Annotated in this window: 29 protein-coding genes; 15 read left to right on the top strand and 14 right to left on the bottom strand. The window is 58.1% G+C overall.

Annotated elements, in window-relative coordinates; all coding sequences use genetic code 11:
• Window positions 1-28: 28 nt before the first annotated feature.
• The 5 genes from mnmE to hemE form a co-directional block, all read right to left on the bottom strand.
• Window positions 29-1,351 carry a tRNA uridine-5-carboxymethylaminomethyl(34) synthesis GTPase MnmE gene (gene mnmE / locus B8783_RS14335; protein ID WP_084420777.1) on the bottom strand — a complete coding sequence of 441 codons (1,323 nt, stop codon included), beginning with the start codon at window positions 1,349-1,351 and terminating at the stop codon, window positions 29-31.
• Complete coding sequence (locus tag B8783_RS14330; protein WP_084420776.1) at window positions 1,338-1,730, bottom strand: hypothetical protein; 393 nt, start codon at window positions 1,728-1,730, stop codon at window positions 1,338-1,340. Before B8783_RS14330 ends, mnmE begins: the two co-directional genes overlap by 14 nt.
• Window positions 1,731-1,739: 9 nt before the next feature.
• A complete protein-coding gene (gene rho, locus B8783_RS14325; RefSeq protein ID WP_084420775.1) occupies window positions 1,740-3,041 on the bottom strand; it encodes a transcription termination factor Rho in 1,302 nt (433 codons plus the stop codon).
• A gap of 143 nt (window positions 3,042-3,184) precedes the next feature.
• On the bottom strand, window positions 3,185-3,610 hold the full coding sequence (locus tag B8783_RS14320; protein ID WP_084420774.1) for a CopD family protein: 426 nt from the start codon (window positions 3,608-3,610) through the stop codon (window positions 3,185-3,187).
• A 22-nt stretch (window positions 3,611-3,632) separates the two neighbouring features.
• Window positions 3,633-4,703 (bottom strand): uroporphyrinogen decarboxylase, encoded by a 1,071-nt coding sequence (hemE, locus tag B8783_RS14315; RefSeq protein WP_233355804.1) that lies wholly within the window; start codon window positions 4,701-4,703, stop codon window positions 3,633-3,635.
• 333 nt (window positions 4,704-5,036) lie between these two features.
• Here hemE and B8783_RS14310 point away from each other — a divergent pair, with 333 nt between their 5' ends.
• The 5 genes from B8783_RS14310 to dnaQ are packed head-to-tail and all read left to right on the top strand — an operon-like array spanning window position 5,037 to window position 8,593.
• The gene (locus B8783_RS14310) at window positions 5,037-5,867 is read left to right on the top strand and encodes a pyruvate, water dikinase regulatory protein (protein ID WP_084420773.1); all 831 of its coding nucleotides are present in this window, start codon (window positions 5,037-5,039) and stop codon (window positions 5,865-5,867) included.
• Window positions 5,867-6,466, top strand: a complete 600-nt coding sequence (locus B8783_RS14305; RefSeq protein ID WP_084420772.1) for a Maf family protein — start codon at window positions 5,867-5,869, stop codon at window positions 6,464-6,466. Before B8783_RS14310 ends, B8783_RS14305 begins: the two co-directional genes overlap by 1 nt.
• Window positions 6,466-7,287: a shikimate dehydrogenase gene (gene aroE / locus B8783_RS14300; protein WP_084420771.1), complete on the top strand. Its 822-nt coding sequence runs from the start codon at window positions 6,466-6,468 to the stop codon at window positions 7,285-7,287. The genes B8783_RS14305 and aroE overlap by 1 nt, the downstream gene beginning before the upstream one ends.
• Entirely contained in the window at window positions 7,284-7,889 is a 606-nt protein-coding gene (gene coaE / locus B8783_RS14295; protein ID WP_084420770.1) for a dephospho-CoA kinase, read from the top strand. Before aroE ends, coaE begins: the two co-directional genes overlap by 4 nt.
• A complete protein-coding gene (gene dnaQ, locus B8783_RS14290) occupies window positions 7,886-8,593 on the top strand; it encodes a DNA polymerase III subunit epsilon (protein ID WP_084420769.1) in 708 nt (235 codons plus the stop codon). Before coaE ends, dnaQ begins: the two co-directional genes overlap by 4 nt.
• Before the next feature lie 19 nt (window positions 8,594-8,612).
• On the opposite strand, the gene secB is transcribed toward dnaQ, so the two are convergent.
• Complete coding sequence (secB, locus tag B8783_RS14285) at window positions 8,613-9,161, bottom strand: protein-export chaperone SecB (protein ID WP_084422118.1); 549 nt, start codon at window positions 9,159-9,161, stop codon at window positions 8,613-8,615.
• Window positions 9,162-9,287: 126 nt separating this feature from the next.
• On the opposite strand from secB, the gene B8783_RS14280 reads away from it, so the two are divergent.
• The 4 genes from B8783_RS14280 to B8783_RS14265 all read left to right on the top strand — a co-directional run bounded on the left by B8783_RS14280 (window position 9,288) and on the right by B8783_RS14265 (window position 12,487).
• The gene (locus B8783_RS14280; protein WP_084420768.1) at window positions 9,288-9,893 is read left to right on the top strand and encodes a Tim44/TimA family putative adaptor protein; all 606 of its coding nucleotides are present in this window, start codon (window positions 9,288-9,290) and stop codon (window positions 9,891-9,893) included.
• A gap of 73 nt (window positions 9,894-9,966) precedes the next feature.
• Window positions 9,967-10,581, top strand: coding sequence for a glutathione S-transferase family protein (locus tag B8783_RS14275; RefSeq protein ID WP_084420767.1), 615 nt, complete (start codon window positions 9,967-9,969; stop codon window positions 10,579-10,581).
• Between the two features lie 61 nt (window positions 10,582-10,642).
• A complete protein-coding gene (gene mltA, locus B8783_RS14270; protein ID WP_084422117.1) occupies window positions 10,643-11,953 on the top strand; it encodes a murein transglycosylase A in 1,311 nt (436 codons plus the stop codon).
• Window positions 11,954-11,962: 9 nt separating this feature from the next.
• The gene (locus B8783_RS14265; RefSeq protein ID WP_084420766.1) at window positions 11,963-12,487 is read left to right on the top strand and encodes a Smr/MutS family protein; all 525 of its coding nucleotides are present in this window, start codon (window positions 11,963-11,965) and stop codon (window positions 12,485-12,487) included.
• On the opposite strand, the gene hisE is transcribed toward B8783_RS14265, so the two are convergent.
• Genes hisE through hisH form a run of 4 tightly spaced genes read right to left on the bottom strand, consistent with a single transcriptional unit; the run spans window position 12,484 to window position 15,007 of the window.
• Window positions 12,484-12,840, bottom strand: coding sequence for a phosphoribosyl-ATP diphosphatase (hisE, locus tag B8783_RS14260; protein ID WP_084422116.1), 357 nt, complete (start codon window positions 12,838-12,840; stop codon window positions 12,484-12,486). The two genes, B8783_RS14265 and hisE, sit on opposite strands and share 4 nt — an antisense overlap.
• Before the next feature lie 22 nt (window positions 12,841-12,862).
• Window positions 12,863-13,621: an imidazole glycerol phosphate synthase subunit HisF gene (gene hisF, locus B8783_RS14255; protein WP_084420765.1), complete on the bottom strand. Its 759-nt coding sequence runs from the start codon at window positions 13,619-13,621 to the stop codon at window positions 12,863-12,865.
• A 4-nt stretch (window positions 13,622-13,625) separates the two neighbouring features.
• Window positions 13,626-14,366: a 1-(5-phosphoribosyl)-5-[(5-phosphoribosylamino)methylideneamino]imidazole-4-carboxamide isomerase gene (gene hisA, locus B8783_RS14250; RefSeq protein WP_084420764.1), complete on the bottom strand. Its 741-nt coding sequence runs from the start codon at window positions 14,364-14,366 to the stop codon at window positions 13,626-13,628.
• Entirely contained in the window at window positions 14,363-15,007 is a 645-nt protein-coding gene (gene hisH, locus B8783_RS14245; RefSeq protein WP_084420763.1) for an imidazole glycerol phosphate synthase subunit HisH, read from the bottom strand. The genes hisA and hisH overlap by 4 nt, the downstream gene beginning before the upstream one ends.
• Before the next feature lie 104 nt (window positions 15,008-15,111).
• Here hisH and B8783_RS14240 point away from each other — a divergent pair, with 104 nt between their 5' ends.
• Window positions 15,112-16,548 (top strand): amidohydrolase, encoded by a 1,437-nt coding sequence (locus tag B8783_RS14240; RefSeq protein ID WP_084420762.1) that lies wholly within the window; start codon window positions 15,112-15,114, stop codon window positions 16,546-16,548.
• Window positions 16,549-16,561: 13 nt separating this feature from the next.
• On the opposite strand, the gene B8783_RS14235 is transcribed toward B8783_RS14240, so the two are convergent.
• Both B8783_RS14235 and hisB read right to left on the bottom strand, forming a co-directional pair.
• Complete coding sequence (locus tag B8783_RS14235) at window positions 16,562-17,242, bottom strand: HAD family hydrolase (protein ID WP_084420761.1); 681 nt, start codon at window positions 17,240-17,242, stop codon at window positions 16,562-16,564.
• A gap of 14 nt (window positions 17,243-17,256) precedes the next feature.
• Window positions 17,257-17,853 carry an imidazoleglycerol-phosphate dehydratase HisB gene (gene hisB / locus B8783_RS14230; protein ID WP_084420760.1) on the bottom strand — a complete coding sequence of 199 codons (597 nt, stop codon included), beginning with the start codon at window positions 17,851-17,853 and terminating at the stop codon, window positions 17,257-17,259.
• Between the two features lie 163 nt (window positions 17,854-18,016).
• On the opposite strand from hisB, the gene B8783_RS14225 reads away from it, so the two are divergent.
• Genes B8783_RS14225 through hslU form a run of 3 tightly spaced genes read left to right on the top strand, consistent with a single transcriptional unit; the run spans window position 18,017 to window position 21,888 of the window.
• Window positions 18,017-19,957 carry a putative bifunctional diguanylate cyclase/phosphodiesterase gene (locus B8783_RS14225; protein WP_084420759.1) on the top strand — a complete coding sequence of 647 codons (1,941 nt, stop codon included), beginning with the start codon at window positions 18,017-18,019 and terminating at the stop codon, window positions 19,955-19,957.
• Window positions 19,958-20,017: 60 nt separating this feature from the next.
• Complete coding sequence (gene hslV / locus B8783_RS14220) at window positions 20,018-20,584, top strand: ATP-dependent protease subunit HslV (protein WP_084420758.1); 567 nt, start codon at window positions 20,018-20,020, stop codon at window positions 20,582-20,584.
• On the top strand, window positions 20,584-21,888 hold the full coding sequence (hslU, locus tag B8783_RS14215) for an ATP-dependent protease ATPase subunit HslU (RefSeq protein WP_084420757.1): 1,305 nt from the start codon (window positions 20,584-20,586) through the stop codon (window positions 21,886-21,888). Before hslV ends, hslU begins: the two co-directional genes overlap by 1 nt.
• Here hslU and B8783_RS14210 read toward each other — a convergent pair.
• On the bottom strand, window positions 21,878-22,234 hold the full coding sequence (locus B8783_RS14210; protein ID WP_084420756.1) for a winged helix-turn-helix transcriptional regulator: 357 nt from the start codon (window positions 22,232-22,234) through the stop codon (window positions 21,878-21,880). The genes hslU and B8783_RS14210 overlap by 11 nt on opposite strands.
• Before the next feature lie 54 nt (window positions 22,235-22,288).
• Between B8783_RS14210 and B8783_RS14205 the strand changes: the two genes are divergently transcribed.
• Both B8783_RS14205 and B8783_RS14200 read left to right on the top strand, forming a co-directional pair.
• Window positions 22,289-23,011, top strand: coding sequence for an SDR family oxidoreductase (locus tag B8783_RS14205; protein ID WP_084420755.1), 723 nt, complete (start codon window positions 22,289-22,291; stop codon window positions 23,009-23,011).
• Between the two features lie 30 nt (window positions 23,012-23,041).
• A complete protein-coding gene (locus B8783_RS14200; RefSeq protein WP_084420754.1) occupies window positions 23,042-23,650 on the top strand; it encodes a 2-hydroxychromene-2-carboxylate isomerase in 609 nt (202 codons plus the stop codon).
• A gap of 110 nt (window positions 23,651-23,760) precedes the next feature.
• Here the strand turns inward: B8783_RS14200 and B8783_RS14195 are convergent, their stop codons facing one another.
• The gene (locus B8783_RS14195) at window positions 23,761-24,510 is read right to left on the bottom strand and encodes a PhyR family response regulator anti-anti-sigma factor (RefSeq protein WP_169711803.1); all 750 of its coding nucleotides are present in this window, start codon (window positions 24,508-24,510) and stop codon (window positions 23,761-23,763) included.
• Between the last annotated feature and the right edge of the window lie 28 nt (window positions 24,511-24,538).

Genomic DNA, 24,538 nt, shown 5'->3' with positions numbered 1-24,538 from the left:
TCTTATCCCTTACACACAGGGCAAGACGTCATTTGCCTATGCAGAAATTTGAAAAGACGCTTCCAAGCACCTCCTCAACGCCGATTTCACCAATGAGCGAAGAGAGCGCGCGAGACGCCAGCCGCACATCATCGGCTACAAGTTCAGCGCCCATACCCAGCTCCAGACCGGATCGCGCCTGTGTCACGTGAAACATTGCGGCTTCCAGAGCTTCGCGATGGCGCCGACGCGTGATGAGTGGCGCGGTTGTTCGCCCAGCGAGTTCATGGATTCGATCCGATAGCGCCTTCTCGAGGACAGAAAAGCCCTGCCCTGTCGATGCAGACATTGTCAGGACGCCGTCCTGCAAAGACGTATCTGCCGTAAGGTCCATCTTGTTAAAGACAAGAATGTCGCCTTCAGCCGCGGTCGAGTAATCCGTATCGGTATCGGGCGAGCGAACCTGAATACGGATATCGGACATAGCTGCCCGTTCCTGGGCGCGGCGAATACCTTCTGCCTCGATCGTATCAGCGGCCTCCCGCAGTCCTGCGGTGTCTGCGACCCAGACAATTTGCCCCGCGATCCTCAGTCGAACCTCTACAACGTCGCGCGTTGTACCAGGAATATCAGAAACAATCGCAGCATCGCGGCGCGCCAGACGATTTAGGATCGAAGATTTGCCCGCATTTGGTGGACCGATAATGGCGACCCGAAACCCATCCCTGATCCGCTCGCCCACGCTATCATCATCGAGCGCCTCCTGAAGCGCTGACTGCAGATCTGTCAAAGTGGCGAAGACAGGTCCGCCCGTCTGATCAGGCGCATCATCTTCATCCGGAAAGTCTATACTGACTTCCAGTAAGGCTAGTGCCTGCAAAAGCTGATTTCGCCATCCGGCATAAGTTTCCGACAGCCGACCATCCAGTTGATCAAGCGCAAGCGACTTCTGAGCCCTTGTCTCTGCATCAATCAGATCTGCGACGCCCTCGGCTTCGACCAGATCAAGCCGACCGTTTTCAAATGCGCGGCGCGTAAATTCACCTGGCTCAGCAAGGCGCGTCCCGTCAAATGAACAAATCACGTCCAGCGCGTGATCTATGACCGCCGCACCGCCGTGAAGATAAAACTCGGCCGTATCTTCGCCAGTGTAGGAATTCGGGCCAGGCATGAAGACAGCCAGACCCTCATCAATTGTGTCACGTGAAACATCGAGGAATCGCCCGAACGCCGAACGCCTCGGCGCCGGCAGGCCGCGTTCCAGCATCGCATCGCAGATCACGCGGACCTGCGATCCGCTGATACGGACTATAGCAATGGCAGATGGCGGCGGCCCGGAAGCGAGCGCGCAGATCGTATCACGACTTTTCATCTCGCCGCCAAACACAGACTTGTTCTCCCTTCAAAGACACGAAGAACTTCCCGCATTCGAAGGCCTGCTCGCTCGAACACATCTTGTAGTTCCTACCTCGTCGGTGGGGTGTCCAATTAGGAATATCAATTGGCCGACATTCCGCCAGCACATCGTCTAATTCTTTGGTGTCGAACCGAAACACATGGAGAAAACTGTCAACATCAAGAGACATTCGGATGTCGCGTGCATCTTCCGGTATCCAATCAGGAGCAAAACCGGCCTCAACCATGCCTGATTCAAGAAACTCAGCTTGGCTCGCATATCTTTCATCGATCGTTTCGTCACATGCCGCCACTGCCACAAGAACGCAGATCAATGCGATTATGTGACGTGGCATTGGAACTCCTTAGTTCTTCATGGCCTCGAAGAATTCATCATTCGTCTTGGTTTGACGCAGCTTGTCGAGCAGGAAGTCAACCGCATCGGACGTCCCCATCGGATTGAGAATGCGGCGAAGAATATAGATCTTCTGCAGCTGCTCTTTCGGCGTGATGAGCTCTTCTTTCCGCGTGCCGGACTTCATGATGTCGATGGCCGGGAAGGTCCGCTTGTCAGCAATCTTGCGATCAAGCACGATCTCAGAGTTACCCGTACCTTTGAATTCTTCGAAGATGACTTCATCCATACGCGAACCGGTGTCGATCAGAGCCGTTGCGATAATCGTCAGCGAGCCACCATTCTCGATATTCCGGGCCGCACCAAAGAAGCGTTTCGGACGCTGCAGCGCATTTGCATCCACACCACCGGTCAGAACCTTGCCGGAGCTTGGCACCGTCGTGTTGTAGGCGCGGCCAAGACGGGTGATGGAGTCGAGAAGGATAACAACATCGCGCCCATGCTCTGCCAGGCGTTTTGCTTTCTCGATGACCATTTCAGCCACAGCCACGTGACGCGTTGCGGGCTCGTCGAAGGTTGAGGAAATAACCTCACCCTTCACCGAGCGCTTCATGTCGGTGACTTCTTCCGGGCGCTCATCGATGAGCAGCACGATCAGATAGCTGTCGGGGTGGTTTTCCTCGATCGAGGCAGCGATGTTCTGCAGCAGAACCGTCTTACCCGTCCGCGGCGGCGCCACGATGAGTGCACGCTGGCCTTTACCGATTGGCGAAACGATATCGACAACTCGGCCGGAGCGATCCTTCTTGGTTGGATCCTTGCTCTCCATGTGGAGGCGCTCTTCCGGATAGAGCGGCACGAGGTTGTCGAAGTGAACTTTCTGACGGGACTTTTCAGGGTCCTCGAAATTGATCGAGTTGACACTCATCAGGGAGAAGTAACGCTCGCCTTCACCTGGTTCCTTGATCGGTCCATCAACTGTATCACCGGTTTTGAGACCCGCTTGCTTCAGCAGTTTTGGATTGACGTAGATGTCATCCGGGCCTGGCAGATAGTTGGATTCCGGAGACCGAAGAAAGCCGAAGCCATCGATCAGGACTTCCAGAACACCGCGGCCAATGATCGTGATGTCACGCTCGGCAAGCTCCCGCAGGATTGCGAACAGCATGTCCTGCGTCCGCAGCGAAGATGCGTTCTCGACATCCAGGCTTTCCGCATAGGCCAGCAGTTCTGTCGGGCTCTTGGCTTTCAGGTCACGAAGATAGACGTGGCTCTGTGTATCTGGATTAGGCGTGTTTTCAGTGTCGGACATGAGCTCTTCTTGGATGGGTGGCGCAAAGCTAGGAGGGGCGGCGCATAATTTTTTATGAAAGATCGGCCTGACCCAGGACGGGCGGCGAGCAATTGGTCGCCTTATGGTCCCGGATGAGGCCAATAGTCAAGATGTTTCGCACATCAGAAGGGTCGGACAATGACCATGATAACGATGCCAATCAGCAGGATGAACGGCACTTCGTTTAACATCTTCAGCCGCTTTGCCGGCACCGTTTGACCCGCATCGATCTTCTTTCCGACGGAAATGAAATACCCATGCAGACCGGTAAGCAGAATGACGAACAGAAGTTTCACGTGAAACCAGCCAGACTGGAGTAGGCTCGGATTGAGGATGATCATCGCGATCCCCAATGCCCATACCAGGATCACTGATGGTGTCAGGATAATTTTCCGCAGCTTGGCAGACGCCGATTTCATCGTCTCGAACAGCGGCTCTCCCGGCGAAGATGTCAGCTGATGCAGCTTGTAGCGCGGGTGAATGAGCATTCCGGCCATGAAGGCCACAACGAAAATGAGATGGAACGCCTTGATCCAGAGATAGAGCATTTTTCGTCCTTACACGGATGTTTTAGTCAGCCGACCAGGCCCGTACGAGTTCAACGACTTTTTCAACATGCGGAATTGGCGTCGTCGGCAACACCCCATGCCCCAGATTGAAGATATGTGGCCGGTCCCGATACGCATCCAGCAATTCAATGACGCGCCGTTCCATGACATCTCCGCCTGCCATAAGAAGCAACGGATCAAGATGCCCTTGAACCGGCATGGAGACGGGCAGCTCCCGGTTGATGAATGATGGAAGCGCCGCTGTATCCAGGCCTACGGCGTTAACGCCCGTCTGATCCGCAAAATCTGGCAGCATCACCCCTGCCCCGCGCGGAAACCCGATGACCGGAACCGTCACCTTCAACTCGCGCAGTCGCTTCACCAGCTTTTTATTTGGCTCGATGATGATCTGCTCAAAAATATCGTTCGGCAGGCCCTCAGCCCAGGAGTCGAACATCATGAGCGCATTCACGCCGGCTTCGGCTTGCGCGGCCATATAGTGCGCAGTGACCTCTACAAGATCATCAAGAAGCAAGGCCAGTTCAGCCGGATGCTGATGAGCCCAGATGCGCGCTTGTGATTTGTCCGTGCCGCCGCGGCCTTCGATCGCATAAAGCGCAACCGTCCAGGGTGCGCCTGCAAAGCCGATCAGCGTCTTGTTGTCCGCCAGACGGCTACTCACGCGAGACACCGTTTCATAAACAGGCGAGAGCCGTTCGACAGCCTGCTGAACCGGCACCTTGTTCAGCCGTCCACCCTTCTCGACTTTTTCGACGATGGGTCCGACACCTTTCTCGAACCGCACACACTGTCCGAGCGCATCCAGTACCAGAAGAATATCTGCAAACAGGATCGCGCCATCCATGTCATAGCGCTCAATCGGCTGCAGCGTGGCTTCAGTTGCAAGCGAAGGCGTGTAGCAGAAATCCAGAAACCCGTTCGCCCGTCCACGCAGTTCCATATATTCTGGAAGATGCCTACCAGCCTGTCTCATCATCCAGATGGGAACAGGGTCCTGACGATTGCCATGTAGCACGTTCAGGAGTGGTTTAAGCGAGCCGTTGGCCATCTGGTCCTCTTCTTCATCAAGCAATTTATGCGCTCTTATCATTATTAAGCGCTGGATATGGTGGACAAACAGTCTCAGGCGAACTTGTCACCATGAATTCCACAGCGAGTCCAAAGATAGGCTGAATTTTAACCCTTCCTTAACGAATTGGATTCGCTGTTAATTCATCGTTAACTTTTTGCGTTCCACGCAGCCAAAGAACACTCAGTGAATCCTGCATGTTGGATTCGTCCGATTGTGGATTGACGGTGCATGGCTGAGGATGAAATGCGTTATGCACAGACAGTCCACAGGGGTTGTCCATTAATTGGTTACGCTGCAGTTTCGCCGCATCACGCAAGACCGTCCGGAGGGGATATGCGCCCGAGCATCTATTTCAATGTGCATCTCGTTTCCGATTCGACGGGCGAAACGCTGAACGCCGTGATGCGGGCCGCCGCCGCTCAGTTCGAAAACGTCATGCCGCTCGAGCACAATTATTACCTCGTGCGTTCCGAACGCCAGCTTGAGCGTGTGATGCGAGAGATCGAAGCCGCGCCCGGCGTCGTCTGGTTCACTATATCGGACGAAGAATTGAGAGTGAAGCTCGAACAATTCTGCCGCACCCGGCAGATTCCGACCCTTCCTGTCCTCGACCCATCCATCCATCTTCTCAGCCGCCATCTTGGCGTATCCGCGACCGATCGCGTTGCTGGCCAGCATGCCCTGAACGCTGAATATTTTGAGCGGATTGAAGCGATTAACTTTGCTCTGGCGCATGATGACGGCCAGAATCTGCAAGGCTTGGTCAACGCCGATGTCGTACTGCTCGGTGTCAGCCGGACCTCCAAGACGCCAACTTGCGTCTATCTCGCCAATCGCGGCGTCAAAGCCGGCAATATCCCATTGGTGCCGGGCGTGCCCACGCCTGACGTTCTCGACAAGCTTGATCCGGTGAATGGCCCGCTCGTCGTCGGTCTCAAGATCGGTGTCGAGCGACTGGTCCAGATCCGCAGCCAGAGGCTGATGGCGCTTAATGAGAACTCCCCGACGGATTATACAGACGAGGAAATTGTTCGCGCCGAAGTCACCGAAGCCAGCCGCCTGTTCCAGCGTAAAAAATGGGCCGTTATTGACGTTTCGCGGCGCAGCGTGGAAGAAACCGCTGCAGCGATCCTCAACAAGCTCAATCAGCGACACGGGCAATAATGAGCCAGTCAGACATTATCCTCGCTTCCGGTAGTGAAAGCCGGCGCAACCTGCTGCTGAGCGCGGGTGTCGAGGCGGTGTGTGTCAAACCCAATGTCGATGAGGAGGCCGCCAAGGCGACGTTTCGCGCCGAAGGCATGCGGGTAGCCGACCAGGCGATGAGACTGGCCGAGCTGAAAGCGGTCAAGGTCTCGCGCAGCCGGGAGGGTCTTGTCATCGGCGGTGACCAGATGCTGAACCTTGAAGGCGAAGCAATGGACAAGCCGGTCGATATGGCCGACGCGGCCAATCATTTGCGCCGCTTTTCCGGCAAGGCGCACACGCTGGAAACTGCAATCGTTGTTGCAGAAGGCGGCCAACCTGTCTGGCGACATCTTGCGAAGCCAAAACTCACGGTAAGGCCCTTGAGTGACGCTTTCATTTCCAGCTATCTGGAGCAGTCGGGCGAAGACGTCTTGAAGACAGTCGGCGCCTATCAGTTAGAGCGCCTCGGGGCACAATTATTTAGCCGGATCGAAGGCGACTATTTCTCTATCCTCGGTCTGCCGCTATTGCCCTTGCTGGATTATCTAAGAACACGCGGCTTTCTGGAGGCCTGATGGACCGCCTTGCAGTCATAGGAGACCCGGTCGGACACTCGCTGTCCCCCCAGATCCACATGACGTGGATTGATCAGCTTGGCCTCGACGCCTCTTACGAGTCGATCCGCGTGCCAGCGGGCGATGTCACTGCGGCGATGGAAGATTTTGCCCGGCAGGATTTCCGCGGTCTCAACGTCACCCTGCCCCATAAACAGGATGTTCTGGTAAGCGCGTCTCAGGCGTCGCCTGCGGTAAAGGCCATCGGCGCCGCCAATACACTAAGCCGTCTCTCTGATGGAAGATGGCGCGCGGACAATACGGACGCGCCAGGTCTGATCGCCGCGCTCAAGCGCGTTGGCATAGACTATGTGACCGGCCGCAAGATTATCGTGATCGGTGCAGGCGGCGCTGCGCGGGCGGCGCTCTTTGCCCTGGACCGTGCCGATGCAGAAGTGATCGTCCTCAACCGCACCGTCGAGAAGGCCGGACAGGTGATCGCAGAATGCTGCAACTCCCCGCATGGCTACGGGCCGCTGGAAGATCTCCACACCGTCGCCGAGGACGCCGAATTCATCATCAACACAGCAAGCGCCGGCCATCAGGACACTTGCATTCAGCTGCCAGAAGGCAAAGGCCGCCTCTTCTTTGATATGAGTTATGGCGCACCGGCGGCTGGCCAGCTCGCCCACGCCCAACAGCAAGGCTGGACGACGGAAGATGGCCTCGGCATGCTGGTCTGTCAGGCCGCTGAGAGTTTCCGCATCTGGTTTGGCGGCGATTTACCGGATGTTGAGCTCGCGCTTGAGGCCTGCCGGGAAACGCTCAAGGCAGACCTATGATCACGCTTGGGCTGACCGGCTCCATCGGCATGGGCAAAAGCGCAACTGCGAGCATGTTTCTGGAGGCGGGTGTCCCAGTTTACGACGCTGATGAGGCTGTTCACGCGATCTACGCCAAAGGCGGCTCCGCGGTTGAGCCGCTTCGCGCCCGGTTTGGCGATATTATCGTCGACGGCGCCGTCAGCCGCGACAAATTGAGAGCGATCGTTCTGTCGGACCCGTCGGCCTTGCGGGATCTCGAAGCCATCGTTCATCCTCTCGTCGGACAGTCCCAGCTGGCCTTTCGAGAGACGGCGGCCGCGGCGGACGAACCGCTTATGGTTCTCGATATTCCGCTCCTGTTCGAAACCGGCGGTGATCTTCGGTGTGACTACACACTTGTCGTGACAGCGCCAGCCGAAGTCCAGCGGGCCCGGGTGCTCGCCAGACAAGGGATGTCAGAAGACGAGTTCGAGAAGATACTCGCCAAGCAAATGCCCGATGCCGACAAGCGCGCCCGGGCCGATTTCATCGTGTCCACAGCCTTTGGTTTCGACTTTGCGCGAACACATGTAAACGCAATTATCGACCTGTTGAGCAGCATGGAAAGGCCGTCAGAATGACAACCCCCTTGCGTGAAATCGCCTTCGATACCGAAACCACGGGCCTAAACTGGTCGGGCGACGACCGGATCATCGAGGTCGGTGCGGTCGAACTGGTCAACTATGTGCCGACCGGGCGAACCTTTCATGAGCGGATTAATCCGCGCCGCCCGGTGTCGGACAAAACGGTTGAGATCACAGGCATTACGGATGAGATGCTGGTCGACAAACCGTTTTTCGAAGACCCAAAGATTGTTGATGCGCTCTTGGCCTTTATCGGGGATGCGCCAGTCGTCGCGCATAATGCTGCATTCGACCGCGGATTTCTGAACGCAGAGCTCGCCCGCTGCGGCAAACCTGAAATCCCGCTCGAGCAATGGGTCGATACGCTCGACATTGCGAAAAAGCGTTATCCCGGCGCACCGGCATCGCTCGATGCCTTGTGTAAACGTTTCAATGTCGGTCTTGAAGCCCGTACGCTTCACGGCGCCCTGCTCGATAGTCAGCTCCTGGCAGAAGTCTATCTGGAGCTTCGCGGCGGACGTGCCCGCGCCTTCGACTTCTCGAATGGCGAAGACGGCGCAGATGGAACGCGGTTCCGTACGGCGAAACAGCGCCCGACACCTCTGCCATCTGCTGTGACAGAAACGGAAGCTGACCAGCACCGCGCTTTCATCGCCACACTTGGCGAAAACGCGATCTGGTCACGCTACCTGAATTCCTGATCTTCGAGTTTTACTGGTTTTAGCTTTCGCTGGTGCCGTTGCCATTTGGCGGCGTGGTTGGCTGCGTGCCAACACCAGGATTGTCCTGCACCGGCTGAGGGGCTGCGCCCTGGGCAGTCGCTGCAGCGCGTTGCTTGCGGTAGAGCGCGGTGAAGTCGACCGGGTCGATGCGAAGGGCTGGGAAGCCGCCTTCCTGCGTCAGATCAGCGACAATGCGGCGCGCAAACGGGAAGAGAAGACGCGGACATTCGATCAGCAGCATCGCTTCGGCATCTGATTGCGATGCGCCCTGGATCTGGAACATGCCAGCATATTCGAGCTCGACGAGGAAAAGCGTGGTTTCTGCCGTTCCTGCGCGGGCGTTCAGTTTCAGGACAACTTCAAAAACACCGTCATTGGCGTTCTGCGCATTGGCCTGGACGTCGATGCCGAGATCCACATTTGGCTGCTCATTGACCCGCGCACCAGGATTCTCGAAAGACAGGTCCTTGATGTACTGATTCAGCACACGAAGGCTTGGTCCGGTAGGTTGCTGGGGCTGTGTCGCCATGTCTGGGGTATCGGTCATCGGCAGGAAATCCTCTGGAAACTGGTTTTCGCGCCTATCATGCGGCCCTTGCTTGCGCAACATTGGGTGGCACAGCGGAAATCGTACCTATATGGTTGGGTGAACGAGAGTCCCGATGGAGACGAAATGTCCTCTTCGATTATAGAATTGATGTTGCTTGCCGCGATCGCCCTGTTCGTCGGCTGGCGGCTCTATACCACACTTGGCAGTGATGCCGGGCCGCCGGAAGGCCGCCCGCGCTCGCAAACGCCGCCGACACCTGACGCCGAGAAACAGCCCTCGCGCGAACAGAAAGCGGATCTGCGCCCGGCCTTCACCGGCCCGGCAGCTGCCGGCCTTGAAGCGATCCATGCAGCTGACCCGGATTTCAACCCGCGAGAATTCCTGGCAGGTGCCCGCTCAGCCTATGAAATGCTTGTCGGTGCTTTTGCTGAAGGTGACCGCGCGACGCTTGGAAAATGGCTCGACACCGATGTCTATGAGACATGGGATGCGGCGATTGCTGACCGTGAGGCCAATGGCGGCGAACCACCGCAGCTATTGAGATTGCGCAATAGCGAGATCGACGATGCCAGCATGACCGGAACGACCGCGCGCGTCACCGTCCGGTTTGAGGCAGAACTCGGTGTTGGCGATATGAACCGGCGCTCTGAAGAGTTCTGGACCTTCATGCGTGATACCAGCTCGGCAGACCCGAACTGGCTTCTCGATGATGTCGACACAGCCGGCTGATCCATTTTTGGCGTGACTTGATCGGCCCATGACGGCACGATCAAGGACGCTTGGATAAGACCGGGAGCGTTGAATGCCCAAGGATATCACTTTCTACACCAATCCGATGTCACGCGGACGTATGGTGCGCTGGATGCTGGAAGAGGTCGGCGCGCCTTACGAAACGGTTTTGGTCGGGTATGGCGATGAGATGAAGGCGGACACCTACCGCCAGATCAATCCGATGGGGAAGGTCCCCGCCATTGTCCATAAAAGCGCGACAGTCACCGAATGCGCCGCGATTTGCGCCTATCTTGCCGACGCTTTTCCAAATGCCGGGCTGGCACCCCCGCCCGAAAGCCGGTCGGCCTATTATCGCTGGTTCTTCTTCGCCGCCGGGCCGCTGGAAGCTGCTACGACAAATCAGATGCTGAACGTATCGCCGTCAGAGGACCAGCGCCGCATGGTTGGCTACGATACGATGGCGACGGTCCTCGATACGCTGGAAAAAGCTGTCGAGGCGATGCCCTATCTGGCCGGTAATGATTTTTCCGCTGTCGATGTCTATGCGGGCTCTCAGATCGGCTGGGGTCTTCAGTACGGAACGCTCGAAAAGCGCAAACCCTTTGAGGACTACTGGCACAGGATAAGCTCGCGCGAAGCCAAGCAACGCGCCGACCAGCTTGATGATGCTTTGCTCGAGGGCTGAAATCATCTGAAGCGGGAATTTCCGGTTGTCGAAAAACCAGAAGCCAGCCAATTTGCGGCCCATGCGTAGACTTATTCCCCTGATGGCCGCCGCTGTTCTGCTTGCAGCTTGTTCAACAACGCCTGACAAGCCGGCAGAAGACGGCGGCGTCGAAACCGCCGCTAGCAAGCCATTTTTCGCGCGTCACAAGGGCGCCCACCGCGTCATGATCGATGAGCCGCCGCAAGACAATGGCACGCTCGGTGAGCCTGAGACCCAGCATCCGCCTGAGAATTACAAGCCGCCTGTGCCCGCAGCTTTCGCCGCCCTGCCCGGTTGGGACGAGGCTCAGCTGGTACCGGCTGTCAGTGCGATGCGGAAAAGCTGCCTCAAATTCAAGGAAGGGGCGGCAGACGCCCCCTTGTCTGGCAGCGCCCCTTGGGCCGGCTCGGTGCTCGACTGGATGCCAGCCTGCGAAGCGCTTGATGTGGTCCGCGACGAAGACAGCGCACGGGCTGTCATCCATGCGCTTTTCCGTCCCGTCGAAATTGAGTCGCCAGATGGCGAGTCGCGCTTCACCGGCTATTTTGAGCCTGTTTATGAAGCCCGTATGCAGCCTGAAGGCGACTTTACAGAGCCTGTCCCAGGCGTACCGTCAGACCTTATCGCCGAAAGCAGCAGCAAGGTTTATCAGCGACTATCCAACGGCTCGCGGCGGCCCTACCCGACCCGCGCCGAGATCACCAAGGCTGGCGTGCGCGCGCTGGCCTATGCGCATCCGGGCGACGTGTTCTTTCTCCAGATCCAGGGCTCTGGAAAGCTCCACTTTCCAGACGGATCGGTGCGCAAAGCGTCTTTTGCCGCCCATAACGCCCAGCCTTTCAAATCGACCGCGAATTGGCTGCTGAAACGCGGCTGGATCACGCGCGGCCAGTCCAACATGCAGGGCATCCGCGACTGGATGGATCGCGCCACCGATGCGCAGGTCCGCGAAGCGATGAATGCCAATCCGCGCTTTGTGTTCTTCAATCTGGAACCAGCCGATGATGAAAGCGGCCCGGTCGGTGCAATGGGCGTCCCGCTGACCCCGTTTGGCTCTATCGCGATTGATCGCAGCTATAATCCGATGGGTGTTCCGGTCTTTGTCCAGACAAGTGCGCCCGGCCTTGGTGGGGATTGGTCCGGCCTTCTCATCGCGCAGGATACCGGCGGCGCCATCAAGGGCCCTGTGCGCGGCGATATCTATTTTGGCACCGGCTATGAAGCGGGCCAACGCGCCGGTACGATGAATGCGCCTGGCCGCATGTGGGTGTTGCTGCCCCGCGCCGTTGCAGACAGGATGGGTGGGGTCGAAGCGTTTGCCGGCCTTGGCGCTGAGCCTGTCGCACCCTAGTTGTGGGGCATGACAGACCGGCCCCTCAAACCTGACGACCAGAAAGCCTGGGACGCCATTCGCCGGTCTGTGCGTCCGCTTCAGGGTGGCAAGTCTCCGCGCATCAAACGCGATGTCACCGAGCATCCAATCCTCAAGGCAATCGGAAAAAGCCCTGCTACGACACCCGAACCCGTCAAAAAAACACGGTTACAACACCCCTCTGCGGCCTCGGTCGGGCCTCAAAACCGGGGCGGTGAACGTCTGGTCAGACGCGGCAAGGTCGACATTTCCGCCAAGTTTGACCTGCACGGTCATACCCAGGCGTCGGCGTGGTCGGCACTTCCATCTTTCCTGATGCGCGAACAGGCGCGCGGCAGCAGCTGTGTCATCGTGATTACCGGAAAAGGTAAGCAGGGCGGGGGTATCTTGCGGCACAATTTCCTGCGTTGGCTGGAAATGCCCGAAGCCCGGATGCTGGTCAGCGGCTTTGCCGAGGCGCATCCCCGCCATGGCGGAGCGGGCGCATTCTACGTGTTTATCCGGCGCCGCTAGGCTTTCGTCTGACGCGCGGCCTTCTCGGCAATACCAGACACACCGCGGCGCTCTGACAAAGCATCTGCCACCATGTCCAGCTGTACCCCACGAACGCGCAGTCCAACCAAAAGATGGAACAGAAGATCGGCCGTTTCGGCAGCCACATCCTTACGGGTTTCAGCCGCGATGGCGAGGGCGACTTCGGCGCCTTCCTCGGCAATCTTTTTTCCGCACCGGACGGGCCCGGATTTCAGCAATCTCGCCGTATAGGACTTTTCTGGATTTCCATCGGCCCGGCTATCGACCGTTTCAGCCAGGGTCGCGAGAAGCTCGTTCAGGCGTTTGGCTGATCCAAGGTCTTGTTTCGACATAATAAAATCCATAGCTCCGAGACTAGAATGGGCGAACAGGTGCGCCAGCATCAGACAATGCCTTACGCGCTTCAGATAAGCTCACCTCGCCAAAGTGAAAGATCGAAGCTGCAAGCACTGCCGTTGCGCCGCCGTCAAGAATGGCGGGCGCGAGGTCTTCTGCGGACCCGGCGCCACCTGAGGCTATAACCGGAATTGTTACAGCTGATGTGACGGCGCGAAGCAGTTCGACATCATAGCCGGACTTGGTGCCATCCCGGTCCATTGAGGTCAGGAGAATCTCACCAGCGCCGCGCTTTTGCGCCTCTTTGGCAAAGGCGACCGCATTTATGCCGGTCGGTGTCCGCCCGCCATGGGTAAAGATTTCCCAGCTCTCGCCATTGCGCCTTGCATCGATGGCGACGACCACAGCCTGACTCCCAGCCTTGGCGGCGCATTCCGATATAACCGCCGGGTTCGCAACGGCTGCCGAATTAATCGCGACCTTGTCTGCCCCGGAGCGCAGGAGTTGGACCAGGTCAGACCCTGATCTTACTCCGCCCCCAACCGTCAGCGGCATGAAGCATTGCTCGGCGGTACGGCGTACCACATCCAGCATCGTGCCCCGGCCTTCATGCGAGGCTGTGATATCAAGAAAACAGAGTTCATCCGCGCCTTGGGCATCATAGGCCTTGGCCAGCGCGACCGGATCGCCAGCGTCTCTCAGATCGACAAAATTGACGCCCTTCACGGTGCGCCCATCCTTGACGTCCAGACATGGAATGATGCGGGCTTTCAGCATGATATCAGGCTTTTGCGGTTGCTATGGCTTGGGCAGGATCGATATCGCCATCGTAGAGCGCCCGGCCAAGAATGGTGCCGGAAATCGCGGTGCGCCCACCGGCATTTTTCAGCCCGGAAATATCGTCCACACTGGCAACCCCGCCAGATGCGATCACGGGAATCGCAACAGCGTCGGCCATCTCGGCAGTGAATGCGATATTAACCCCTGTCTTCATGCCGTCGCGCGAAATATCGGTAACGACGAGCCCGGCCACGCCGCAGCCCTCAAAGATCTTGGCAAGCTCAACTGCCTTCATGTCGGATGTTTCTGCCCAGCCTTCGACAGCCACATAGCCATCCTTGGCATCAATGCCGACAACGACTTGTCCTGGCAGTGCTTTGGCCGCTGATTTCACAAGCTCCGGGTCGCGCAAGGCGGCTGTTCCGAGGATCACACGCGACAAACCGGCCTCGAGCCAGGCATCGATCTGCGCGCGGGTACGGATGCCGCCGCCGAGCTGCACTGGAACATCGGTGGATGCGAGGATCGCGCGAACGGCATCACCATTGGCGCTATCGCCAGCAAAGGCCCCGTTAAGGTCCACCACGTGCAACCGGTCAAACCCCATCTTGCGGAAGCGGTCTGCCTGGTCTGCCGGATCAGGATTAAAGGCGGTTGCCTTGTCCATTTCCCCGCGGAGCAGTCTGACGCACTGGCCATCCTTCAGGTCGATGGCAGGCCAAAGTTCGAAACTCGATGTCATGACGGGCTCCACTCAAGAAAGTTGGCGAGCAGTTTCTGGCCAACGCGCTGGCTTTTCTCGGGATGAAACTGTGTGCCGAAGATATTGTCCCGGCCGACGGCGGCGACAATCTCGCCGCCATAGTCCGCCGTTGCCATGATGCAGTCCGTCGATTCCGGGCGGAACGCATAGGAATGGGTGAAATAGACGTGCGGATCGTCCCCTAGACCCGAGAGAACCGGGTGATCGCCGCGCAAATCAAGATCGTTCCAGCCCATATGCGGCACGACAAGCCCGCCTGCTGGCGTGATCCGGTCGACGTCGCCTGCGATCCAGCCAAGTCCGGCCGTCGCGCCATCTTCCAGGCCGCGTGTCGCCATAAGCTGCATACCGACGCAGATGCCGAGAAACGGCACACCGCGTTTCAGGACAGCCGCTTCCAGCGCGCTCACCATACCATCGAGCGCCAGCAAGCCCTTCGCGCAATCGGCAAAGTGGCCAACGCCGGGAAGGACAATCCGCTCAGCCTTTGCGGCAGTCTCGGCGTCGCTGGTCACAATAATTGAGCAGTCCACATCGCTCAGCGTCGCAGCGGCGCGAAGCGCGCGTTCAGCCGAATGCAGATTGCCGGCGCCATAATCGATGAGTGCGAGGTTTGCCATCTGCCGCGCTCTTAACCGGGCGGGGCGAGAAGTGAAAGAGGGATTGGCTTGATCGGCCGCTCGGCGTGTCGCAAGGTCACAGCTGAAATGATTGGAGTTGCCACATGCGTCTGCCTCGAACCCTTGCCTCATTCAGCCTCGCGGCCACGCTGAGCGCCCTGCCCGCGCTTGCGGATCCCTCGACCGATACTGCCTCCAGCCTCGTGGAAGATCGGCCGCAACTGACGCAGGAATTGGCTGAAAAACTCTGGGACTGGGCTGAGGTTGGCTATCAGGAAACCAAATCCTCGCAGCTATTGCAGGACACGCTTTCACTCGAAGAGTTCAGGATCGAGGCGGGTGTTGCGGGGATTCCAACTGCTTTTATCGCCGAATATGGCTCTGGGGAGCCGGTTATCGCGATATTGGCTGAATATGACGCCCTGCCCGGCATTAATCAGACCGCCAGCCCTGAGCGCGAGCAAAGAGAAAATGTCGGCGCCGGGCATGCCTGTGGCCACAATCTCTTCGGGGCAGGTTCGGTCGCGGCCGCGATCGCGATCCGTCACTGGCTTGAAGATACCGGCACTGAAGGCACCATCCGCCTCTATGGGACACCTGCCGAAGAAGGCGGCAGCGGCAAGGTCTATATGGTCCGGGCGGGTCTTTTTGATGATGTCGACATTGCCATGCACTGGCATGCCGACGATGTGAACTCAGCCGCCGCGAACACGACACTCGCCAACCGCTCTGCCAAGTTCCGCTTTCATGGCATTTCCGCGCATGCAGCTGGCGCGCCAGAACGCGGTCGCTCAGCGCTGGACGGTGTTGAGGCGATGAACATGATGGCCAATATGATGCATGAGCACATCCCGCAGGATGCCCGGATGCATTATGTCATCACCTCTGGCGGCGAAGCTCCGAACGTGGTGCCGGACTTTGCCGAGGTCTTCTACTATGTCCGCCACCCTGACGCCGATGGTGTCGAGGCTATATGGTCGCGTCTTGAGGACGCGGCGCGCGGCGCAGCCATGGGGACGGGCACTGAGGTCGACTGGGAAGTCATTCATGGCAACAACCCGCTTCTGGTGAACGAGACGCTCGCCAGGATGATGGATAGCAAGCTGCGCGAATTTGGCGGGATCACCTACACGCCGCAGGAACAGGATTTTGCTGAACAGATCTCGCAAACGCTGAATGACCCGAATGCCAGACTTGGCTCTCAGGAAGAGGTCCAGCCCTATAATGTTTCGCTCGGCTATGGCTCAACCGATGTCGGCGATGTCTCCTATGCCGCGCCAACGGTTGGTCTGCGCACGGCCACCTGGGTGCCCGGAACGTCCGCCCATAGCTGGCAGGCCGTTGCGGCCAGCGGCATGTCGATCGGGCACAAAGGCGCTGAACTTGCGGCCAAGACGCTGACGGCAGCGGCCATTGAGCTTTATGAGAATGAAGAGCTGATCGACGCGGCCAAGGCGGAGTTCGACGAGAAACGTGGACCTAACTACGAATACAAATCGCTGCTTGGCGACCGCGATCCGCCGCTCGATTATCGCAAATAATGCCCTGGCCCCATCAGCCCCATTGGGCGATAAGCGGCGCGATGTCTCCCAGGTGAGATATTGTTCCGTCCGGGCCTTCGGTCGCTGTTTCAGGCCAGTCGGCACTATTGGCGAACCAGATCGTTCGCATCCCGCAGGTCCGGGCGCCCAGAATATCGGCGACCGGGTTGTCTCCGACAAAGACGCAGTCGGCGGAAGCTACATTCAGGCGCCGGGCGGCTCGATGAAAGATTTCCGGGTCTGGTTTGCGTAAGCCTTCGACCTCGGAGATGAGATAGGTGTCGACAAGCCTGTCCAGATTGAGCGCCAGAATTGATCGCAGCTGAATATGCGTCTGGCCATTTGTGATGATCGCCGTTTTCAGCCGGGCCTTGTGCAGATCGCTGAAGAGACTTTTTAGTCCGGGAAACGCAACTGCAAAGCGCCAGAAATTCGTCTCATAGTCGCGCCAGAGGACATCCCGCATCTCAGCGTCTTCTATCGATATAGCCTCCAGCAATTGCTCGTACACGCGATCCTTTGAAACGGTGCCGCGCCGGTCGAGATCGATAAACCGGGTCTGAAGCTCGCTCTGTTCAAGCTGCTGAAGCACCGGAAAGCGGGTTCTCTGATCTGAAACGAAGTGCTTCAGCGATGCTGGCCGGTTCAGGAGTGTCTCATCGAGATCGAACATGACGGCTTTTAAATTCGTCATGCTCAGAATCTCGTTTAGAGGCTGCCCTTGGTGCTCGCCGGTTTGCCTTGAAGGCGCGGATCAGGCGTCACCGCCATGCGCAGGGCGCGGGCTGTGGCCTTGAAGCAGCTTTCGGCGATGTGGTGATTATTCTCGCCATAGACGTTCTCGACGTGCAGGCACATGCCGCCATTGCCGGACAGCGCGTGGAAGAACTCCTTGAACAGCTCGGTGTCGAGATCGCCAACCTTGTCGCGCCGGAAATCCACTTTCCAGACAAGATATGGCCGCTTGCAGAGATCGATCGAGGCCCGGCTCAGGGTTTCGTCCATGGGGATATAGGCGTGGCCAAAGCGGGTTATGCCGGCAAAGTCACCGAGGGCTTTCTTGATGGCCTGGCCGATCACGATGCCGGTGTCTTCCACGGTGTGGTGGGCATCGATGTGCAGGTCGCCCTCGGCCTTTACGGTGAGGTCGATGAAGCTGTGACGGGCGAGGGAGTCCAGCATGTGATCGAAAAAGCCGACGCCGGTCGAAATGTCGGCTTTTCCCGTTCCGTCGAGATCGACGGTGACGGTGATATCGGTTTCGCGGGTCGTGCGCGTGACGGTGGCGGTGCGGTTCGTGGTCATATGTCGTCCAGATAGGGCAGTCAGGCAAAGACTTCTACAGCAGATTTGTTCACGGAATTATAAAGGTTCAGCCTGAAGGTGGGATCTGGATACCTATAGCTTCGTGTTTCTAAGGGGGAAGACGCTGCCCAAATCATCCGGAATACAACGCCGCATCTCGAAAATGCGATTCGCGAACGTCGTGCCTGTGGTGGCGGCGATATTCGCGTTAGTTTCGGGCATGCTGTTTGCTGGCGTGTATTTGGTCGCGGCCGAAATGCGGGCTTCGCAGCAGTCTGACGAGATGGCGCTGCGCGTCGTTGAAACGTTGCGCGTTGATCTTGAAGCCGGCCGCCCGGAAAATGCGACGCGTACACTTACGAGTTTCGCGCCAGAACACGCCTATCTGCTTGATGAGCGCGGTGAGCTGATCGGCGGCGATTATTCAGACCGGGCCATCGCTCACGGACGAGTTTATCCGATCACAGCAGATGGCAAGCAGCTTGGCGAACTGGTGATGGTCAGGCTGATGCCTTTCAGGCCTCCTTTGCCCGGGGTGATGGCCGTTTTCTGCATCCTTGTTCTTTGCGGAACGGCCTATGCCATGGCCAATTACTTTTCCAAACTCGCTGGTCGACAGGTCGAGGAGATCACCCGACTGACCAATCATTTGTCGCTCAATCAGAAAGCCGAAACCAACCATGCGCCGCTGGTGTATCGGGAGTTTCGCCTGCTTCGAGCTGCCATTGTTCGACAGTTGCGGAATTTGCAGGCTGAAAACAGACGCCTCAAAAGCGCGGCCTACACGGATGAACGCACAGGTCTTGGCAACTCCGCGCGCCTTACGCGCAAGCTGACGCAGTTCATTTCGCGCTCATCTTTCAGCTCCCCGGCAGCTTTCATTCTGATTGACGCTGATGGCATGCAGCAATTCTCCGACTCGCATGACGCGGCCACAACGCTGGAGATGCATACCGCGTTCGCGCGCCGGTTCTCAAAAATCGTGTCCGAGCAGGAAGCCGCGCTCAGCCTGCCGCATGGGCATTGGCCGACCTTCTCGCTTCAATCCGATGAGTTCGGGATTCTGGTCGACCGGGTTGGCGCCCGCCCGGAAGTCATTCGTCTGGCGCGTCAGGTGCTCGACGAGCTTCGAGAACCCTACAGCCTGGCCGGCAAGATGGTCCGCCTGCCAGCACATGCCGGGATCGTGATGATCCCGGAAGATGGTCAGACCCCTGCAGATATTCGCAAGCGCGCCTCGTCTGCCCTTTTACAGGCCCGCCGGGTCGAGGGCAGCGACATGCAGTTCTATTCACCCAAACTCGACCGGCAGAATGCGGCCCGCAAGCGCCTGGAGGCCGAGGTTCTGGCGGCCGTCGAGGCTGAACGCTTCATTCCGATGTACCAGCCGAAGGTTGACCTGCAGACAGGTAAAATCGTCGGCGCCGAGGCGCTCGCCCGCTGGAAACTGGAAAGCGGCCGTATCGTTTCGCCCAATATCTTCATTCCCGTCGCCGAGAGCTGTGGCATGATTGGCGATATCGGCCGTCAGATCGCTCGCAAGGCGTGCGAGGATGCCGCCCGCTGGAACAGTCTCGACTTTGACAATGTCTCAATTGCGGTGAACGTCTCGCCGCTTCAGTTCGAGAGCGATGATCTCGGCGAAATGGTCATCAATGCGATGACGGATGCAGGCCTGCCGCCGCGCCTGCTGCAGCTGGAAATCACCGAAAGCGTCGCCGTCGAAGACCCTGACCGCCTCAAGGATGTGATCAACCCGCTCAAGTCTATGGGTGTGCGTCTTGCAATCGACGATTTCGGAACAGGACATTCCAACCTGTCCATGCTCGGCCGTCTTCCGTTTGATGTGTTCAAGATCGACCGTCAGTTCATCTCCAACCTGCACACAGACAGGCAGGCGCCGGCGATCGTGGAGATGATCCTCGGTATGGCCGAGACGCTCGGTATGGAAACAGTGGCCGAAGGCGTTGAAACCGAAGCCCAACTGAACTTCCTGCGCCGCCGGGGCTGCGATCAGTATCAGGGCTATTACTTCAGCCCGCCCGTCATGATCGACCGATTCATGGAAATGCTGAGCGAAAACAACCAGAGCCAGGTCGCCTGACTGACCTGATCGGCGCGCTACCTCTTGCGGAGAGGGGTCCGGTGCGCCACATCACCGGGCGTGACAGATACTGATCAAAGACATTCGCCGCCCTGGCACGGGACTACGATCCTTGCTGTGCGGACAGAAGACCATGTCGTGATCCTGAGCGATGGCCAGGTCTCGATGGGTCAGACCGTGATGAAGGGTAATGCGCGCAAGGTGCGCCGGCTTGGCAATGGCGACATCCTCGCCGGCTTTGCAGGCGCCACGGCAGATGCCTTCACCTTATTTGAGCGTCTCGAGCAGAAACTCGAACGCTTCCCGAACCAGTTGCAGCGCGCTGCCGTCGAACTGGCCAAGGACTGGCGCACTGAGAAATATCTGCAAAAGCTCGAAGCTTTGCTGATCGTCGCCGACAAGGAAACGACGCTCGTCATCACAGGCGCTGGCGACGTGCTCGAGCCTGAACACAATGTCGTGGCGGTCGGATCGGGCGGCAATTATGCCCTCTCGGCTGCCCGCGCGCTGTATTCCTACGAAAAAGACGCTGAAAAGCTTGGCCGTCAGGCGATGGAAATCGCCGCCGACATTTGCGTCTACACAAACTCGAATTTTTCGATTGAGAAGTTGGACCTGAAAAGCTGATGGACGTTCTGACCCCAAAAGAAATCGTTGCTGAACTCGACCGCCACATTGTTGGGCAGGCCGATGCCAAACGCGCTGTCGCCCTGGCGCTTCGCAATCGCTGGCGCCGCAAGCAGGCCCCGGAAGAGCTGCGCGACGAAATCACGCCGAAAAACATACTGATGATCGGGCCAACCGGCGTCGGTAAGACGGAAGTCTCACGTCGGCTCGCCAAGCTCGCAAATGCGCCCTTCCTGAAAGTCGAAGCCACGAAATTTACTGAGGTCGGCTATGTCGGGCGCGATGTCGAACAGATCGTCCGCGATCTCGTCGAGTCGGCCGTCGGCATGGTCAAAAGCCAGCGCCGCAAGCTGGTCGAGGATCAGGCCCGCGAGGCGGCAGAAAAACGCCTGCTCGATTCCCTCGTTGGCGAGGATGCGCAAAGCTCCACGCGTGAAGTCTTCCGCCGCAAGCTGCGCGACGGGGAACTCGATGACCGTGACATCGACATTGAGCTCGCCGATACCGGCGGGGGTATGCCGATGATGGATATTCCAGGCGGTGGCGGCTCCATGGGCATGATCAACATTGGTGATCTGCTCGGCAAGGCGATGGGCGGGCGCACCAAACGTGTCCGCACTACGGTGCGCGACGCTTACAAGCCATTGATCGGCGAAGAAGCCGACAAGCTGATCGATGAGGAGAGCGTCACACGTGAAGCGATCCGTCTGGTCGAGTCTGACGGGATCGTTTTCCTCGATGAGATCGACAAGGTCGCCGGCTCCAGTGGCCGTAGCGGCGCAGATGTCTCTCGCGAAGGCGTGCAACGCGATCTTCTGCCCCTGATCGAAGGCACAACTGTCTCGACCAAGCGCGGCCCCGTCCGCACGGATCATATCCTGTTTATCGCCTCGGGCGCTTTCCACGTCTCCAAACCGTCTGACTTGCTGCCTGAACTTCAGGGCCGCCTGCCGATCCGGGTGGAGCTCAAACCGCTCAGCCGTGACGACATGCGCCGCATTCTAGTCGAGCCGGAAGCCTCCCTCATTCGCCAGCACGAAGCGCTGATGAAGGCCGAAGGCGTTGATCTGGTCTTCGAAGACGATGCGATCGATGCGCTGGCTGACATCGCCGTTCGGGTCAACGACACGGTTGAGAATATCGGTGCGCGGCGGTTGCAGACTGTGCTTGAGCGGATGCTGGATGAAATCAGTTTCACCGCGTCGGATCGAGACGGAGAAACCGTTACGATCACTGCAGACTATGTCAGCGCTCAGCTTTCAGACCTTGCAGGCAATAGCGACCTGTCGAAATTTATCCTGTAGCGCTCTCGGCGCTTGAAGCGATCCTCCGGACGGGCAGGTGGGTCTTGCCCCAGTCCCGGAAGGTCGCGAGCGCCGGGCCGAGCTCCTTCCCCTTGTCGGTAAGGACATATCTGTAGCGTTTCGGCCGCTCATTATAGAGCTCGCGCGCCAGAATCCCTGCTTCAACCAGACGCTTGAGCCGGCCTGCCACGATGTGGCGGGTCGCGCCGGTGCTTTCTGCAAACTCTTCAAATTTTGAGCGACCCAGGAAACAGTCGCGCAGGATCAGCAGCGTCCAGCGATCCCCCACAAGGGAAAGCGTCCGCGCGACCGGGCACCAGTTTTCGTCAAGATCGGTCCATTTCATGATGACAATGTATAGACTGATTTGCTAGAGTTCCAAAATGGAATGGAGTAATTCATGAAATCAGCGGCGATTATTATCGGAGCAGGGGATGCAACCGGGGGCGCAATTGCTCGCCGGTTCGCACGTGAAGGTTTGACGGCAGTGTGTACGCGGCGCACCCGCGAGGCGGTCATGCCGCTCGTCGAAACTATTGAGGCTGACGGATACAAAGCGGTTGGACGTGGCTGCGATGCGCGCTCTGAAGATGAAATGATCGCCCTCTTCGATGAGGTCGAGCGCGACATTGGCCCCGTTGACGTGGTCGTCTTCAATATTGGCGCAAACGTGAATTTCCCGATCACGGAAATGACGGTGCGCGTCTATCGCAAGGTCTGGGAGATGGCGGCCTTTGCAGGTTTTCTTGCAGGTCGGGAAGCGGCTCGGGTGATGAGCCCGCGCGAAGCCGGCACAATTATTTTTACCGGGGCAACCGCGTCCCTGCGTGGCGGTGCGGGCTTTTCGGCCTTTGCCGGCGCCAAGTTCGCGCTTCGGGCCCTCGCGCAATCCATGGCGCGAGAGCTTGGCCCACGCGGTATCCATGTCGCGCACACGATCATCGATGGCGCGATCGACACCGCCTTCATCCGTGACAATTTCCCCGAGCGTTACAAGCTCAAGGATGTTGACGGCATTCTCGATCCTGAGGCCATCGCCGAGACATACTGGACGCTGCATCAACAGCCGCGCTCCGCCTGGACGCATGAGCTGGACCTGCGCCCCTGGATGGAAACCTTCTAAGACACTACAGACCTGACTGGAAACTGCCGCATGTCAAAACCGCTCGAATTCTGCTTCGATTTCATAAGCCCGTTCTCATATGTCGCCTGGCACGCCTTGCCCCACTATCTCGAACAGACAGATGCAGAGCTGAAGATCACGCCCGTCTTCCTCGGCGCGATCATGCAGAACACCGGCAATCGTCCACCCGGTCTGGTGCCGGCCAAAGGGGCCTATATGGCTGACGATCTGCAGAGGTGCTGCAAGCGCTACGGCATTGAGTTTCGCATGCATCCGAAATTTCCGGCGATTAACACCCGCCCGCTCCTGCGCGCAGTCATCGCGCTGGATGATCAACCAGGTGAACAGAAAAAGCTGATGGATGCGGTCTTTCACGCCATGTGGGCCGCGCCCGAGCCGCTCGACACCGAGGATCAGGCCCAGGTCGAAGCGCTTTGTATCAATGCGGGCCTCGACTGGTCGCAGGTCAAAGCGGCGATGGAAGACGAAACTACCAAGGACCAGCTACGCACCAACACAGATGGAGTGATCCAGAGGGGCGCGTTCGGCGCTCCCAGCTTCTTCGTCGGAGAAACGCTATTCTTCGGCCATGACCGTCTCGATTATGCGGTTGAGGCGCTCAATGAAGCGGGAAAATAAAACCTGAATAAATTTTGGAACGGTCTTGGGGAGCTCTGCATAGGACAGGTGAAGCATAACTACTCCAACTTCCATGACACCAACTCTCAACCGGCGCTTTTTGGCGCCGGTTATTTTTTGGCTGAATGCCGAACGCGGCGCTGGATCAAAGCCTGGCTCATGACCGCCTTGACCATGTCCGGTCGAAAAGGCTTCGGAATCAGATAAGCTGGCTCGCCGTGCCGCCCCGTTAAAAGTTTTTGCGGAAACGCCGTTATAAAGATGACGGGCACATCCAGATTCTCTTTAATTGAAGCCACCGCATCGGCCCCGGAAGAGCCGTCGGCAAGCTGTACATCTGCGAGGATAAGTTCCGGTCTCAGCTCTGCGCAGGCCCGCACAGCTTCTTCCCGCGTCACCGCCTGGCCGATAACAGTGTGTCCGACCTGCCGTGCAATCTGGGCAATATGAGCGGCAACAAGTGGTTCGTCTTCGATGATGAAGACCTTGCTCGCCAGAGACTCAGTCAGATCATTCTCAGCGTCAGCGATGAGCTCCAGGAGCTCATCGGAATTCTTGCGCATGATACTGGCGGCATCGTTCAGCGGGAAACCTTCCATCGCTGTCAGCATCAGCGCGCGCCGCGCATCCGTCGACAGCGCGGCAATCTCGCTCGACACTTCGCCTGTATTCATCATGCTGAACCGGGCATCGAGACTGGAGAAAAGTGCGATACGGCTGAAGTCGCTCGGAATGTTGTCCAGCATGGAGACAAGCATCGATTCTACAATTTTGTCGCCCTGGACGCCATTTCCGGTAACTGCGCGCGCATAGCGGCGCAAATAAGGAAGCTCACGTTCCAGATTATCTGCGGCACCCATAGGTAAGGCCATTCTATTTATTTATACC

This window comes from Henriciella litoralis (assembly GCF_002088935.1).
Taxonomy (GTDB): Bacteria; Pseudomonadota; Alphaproteobacteria; order Caulobacterales; family Hyphomonadaceae; genus Henriciella; species Henriciella litoralis.
Note: the sequence above shows the minus strand (reverse complement) of the source record. Positions and strands in the feature narration are given on the sequence as shown.

Excerpts from the sequence above, each read along its gene's own strand:
- B8783_RS14235 (WP_084420761.1), bottom strand. The coding sequence starts at position 17,242 with ATGACGAATTTAAAAGCCGTCATGTTCGATCTCGATGAGACACTCCTG.
- secB (WP_084422118.1), bottom strand. The coding sequence starts at position 9,161 with ATGACCGATACCCCAGACATGGCGACACAGCCCCAGCAACCTACCGGA.
- B8783_RS14265 (WP_084420766.1), top strand. The coding sequence starts at position 11,963 with ATGACAGACCGGCCCCTCAAACCTGACGACCAGAAAGCCTGGGACGCC.
- hisE (WP_084422116.1), bottom strand. The coding sequence starts at position 12,840 with ATGTCGAAACAAGACCTTGGATCAGCCAAACGCCTGAACGAGCTTCTC.
- B8783_RS14330 (WP_084420776.1), bottom strand. The coding sequence starts at position 1,730 with ATGCCACGTCACATAATCGCATTGATCTGCGTTCTTGTGGCAGTGGCG.
- mltA (WP_084422117.1), top strand. The coding sequence starts at position 10,643 with ATGCGTAGACTTATTCCCCTGATGGCCGCCGCTGTTCTGCTTGCAGCT.
- dnaQ (WP_084420769.1), top strand. The coding sequence starts at position 7,886 with ATGACAACCCCCTTGCGTGAAATCGCCTTCGATACCGAAACCACGGGC.
- hslU (WP_084420757.1), top strand. The coding sequence starts at position 20,584 with ATGGACGTTCTGACCCCAAAAGAAATCGTTGCTGAACTCGACCGCCAC.
- B8783_RS14310 (WP_084420773.1), top strand. The coding sequence starts at position 5,037 with ATGCGCCCGAGCATCTATTTCAATGTGCATCTCGTTTCCGATTCGACG.
- B8783_RS14280 (WP_084420768.1), top strand. The coding sequence starts at position 9,288 with ATGTCCTCTTCGATTATAGAATTGATGTTGCTTGCCGCGATCGCCCTG.
- B8783_RS14205 (WP_084420755.1), top strand. The coding sequence starts at position 22,289 with ATGAAATCAGCGGCGATTATTATCGGAGCAGGGGATGCAACCGGGGGC.
- hisF (WP_084420765.1), bottom strand. The coding sequence starts at position 13,621 with ATGCTGAAAGCCCGCATCATTCCATGTCTGGACGTCAAGGATGGGCGC.
- B8783_RS14195 (WP_169711803.1), bottom strand. The coding sequence starts at position 24,510 with ATGGGTGCCGCAGATAATCTGGAACGTGAGCTTCCTTATTTGCGCCGC.
- hisH (WP_084420763.1), bottom strand. The coding sequence starts at position 15,007 with ATGGCAAACCTCGCACTCATCGATTATGGCGCCGGCAATCTGCATTCG.
- rho (WP_084420775.1), bottom strand. The coding sequence starts at position 3,041 with ATGTCCGACACTGAAAACACGCCTAATCCAGATACACAGAGCCACGTC.
- B8783_RS14320 (WP_084420774.1), bottom strand. The coding sequence starts at position 3,610 with ATGCTCTATCTCTGGATCAAGGCGTTCCATCTCATTTTCGTTGTGGCC.
- B8783_RS14305 (WP_084420772.1), top strand. The coding sequence starts at position 5,867 with ATGAGCCAGTCAGACATTATCCTCGCTTCCGGTAGTGAAAGCCGGCGC.
- B8783_RS14210 (WP_084420756.1), bottom strand. The coding sequence starts at position 22,234 with ATGAAATGGACCGATCTTGACGAAAACTGGTGCCCGGTCGCGCGGACG.
- B8783_RS14275 (WP_084420767.1), top strand. The coding sequence starts at position 9,967 with ATGCCCAAGGATATCACTTTCTACACCAATCCGATGTCACGCGGACGT.
- aroE (WP_084420771.1), top strand. The coding sequence starts at position 6,466 with ATGGACCGCCTTGCAGTCATAGGAGACCCGGTCGGACACTCGCTGTCC.
- B8783_RS14240 (WP_084420762.1), top strand. The coding sequence starts at position 15,112 with ATGCGTCTGCCTCGAACCCTTGCCTCATTCAGCCTCGCGGCCACGCTG.
- B8783_RS14200 (WP_084420754.1), top strand. The coding sequence starts at position 23,042 with ATGTCAAAACCGCTCGAATTCTGCTTCGATTTCATAAGCCCGTTCTCA.
- hisA (WP_084420764.1), bottom strand. The coding sequence starts at position 14,366 with ATGACATCGAGTTTCGAACTTTGGCCTGCCATCGACCTGAAGGATGGC.
- hisB (WP_084420760.1), bottom strand. The coding sequence starts at position 17,853 with ATGACCACGAACCGCACCGCCACCGTCACGCGCACGACCCGCGAAACC.
- B8783_RS14225 (WP_084420759.1), top strand. The coding sequence starts at position 18,017 with ATGCGATTCGCGAACGTCGTGCCTGTGGTGGCGGCGATATTCGCGTTA.
- mnmE (WP_084420777.1), bottom strand. The coding sequence starts at position 1,351 with ATGAAAAGTCGTGATACGATCTGCGCGCTCGCTTCCGGGCCGCCGCCA.
- coaE (WP_084420770.1), top strand. The coding sequence starts at position 7,284 with ATGATCACGCTTGGGCTGACCGGCTCCATCGGCATGGGCAAAAGCGCA.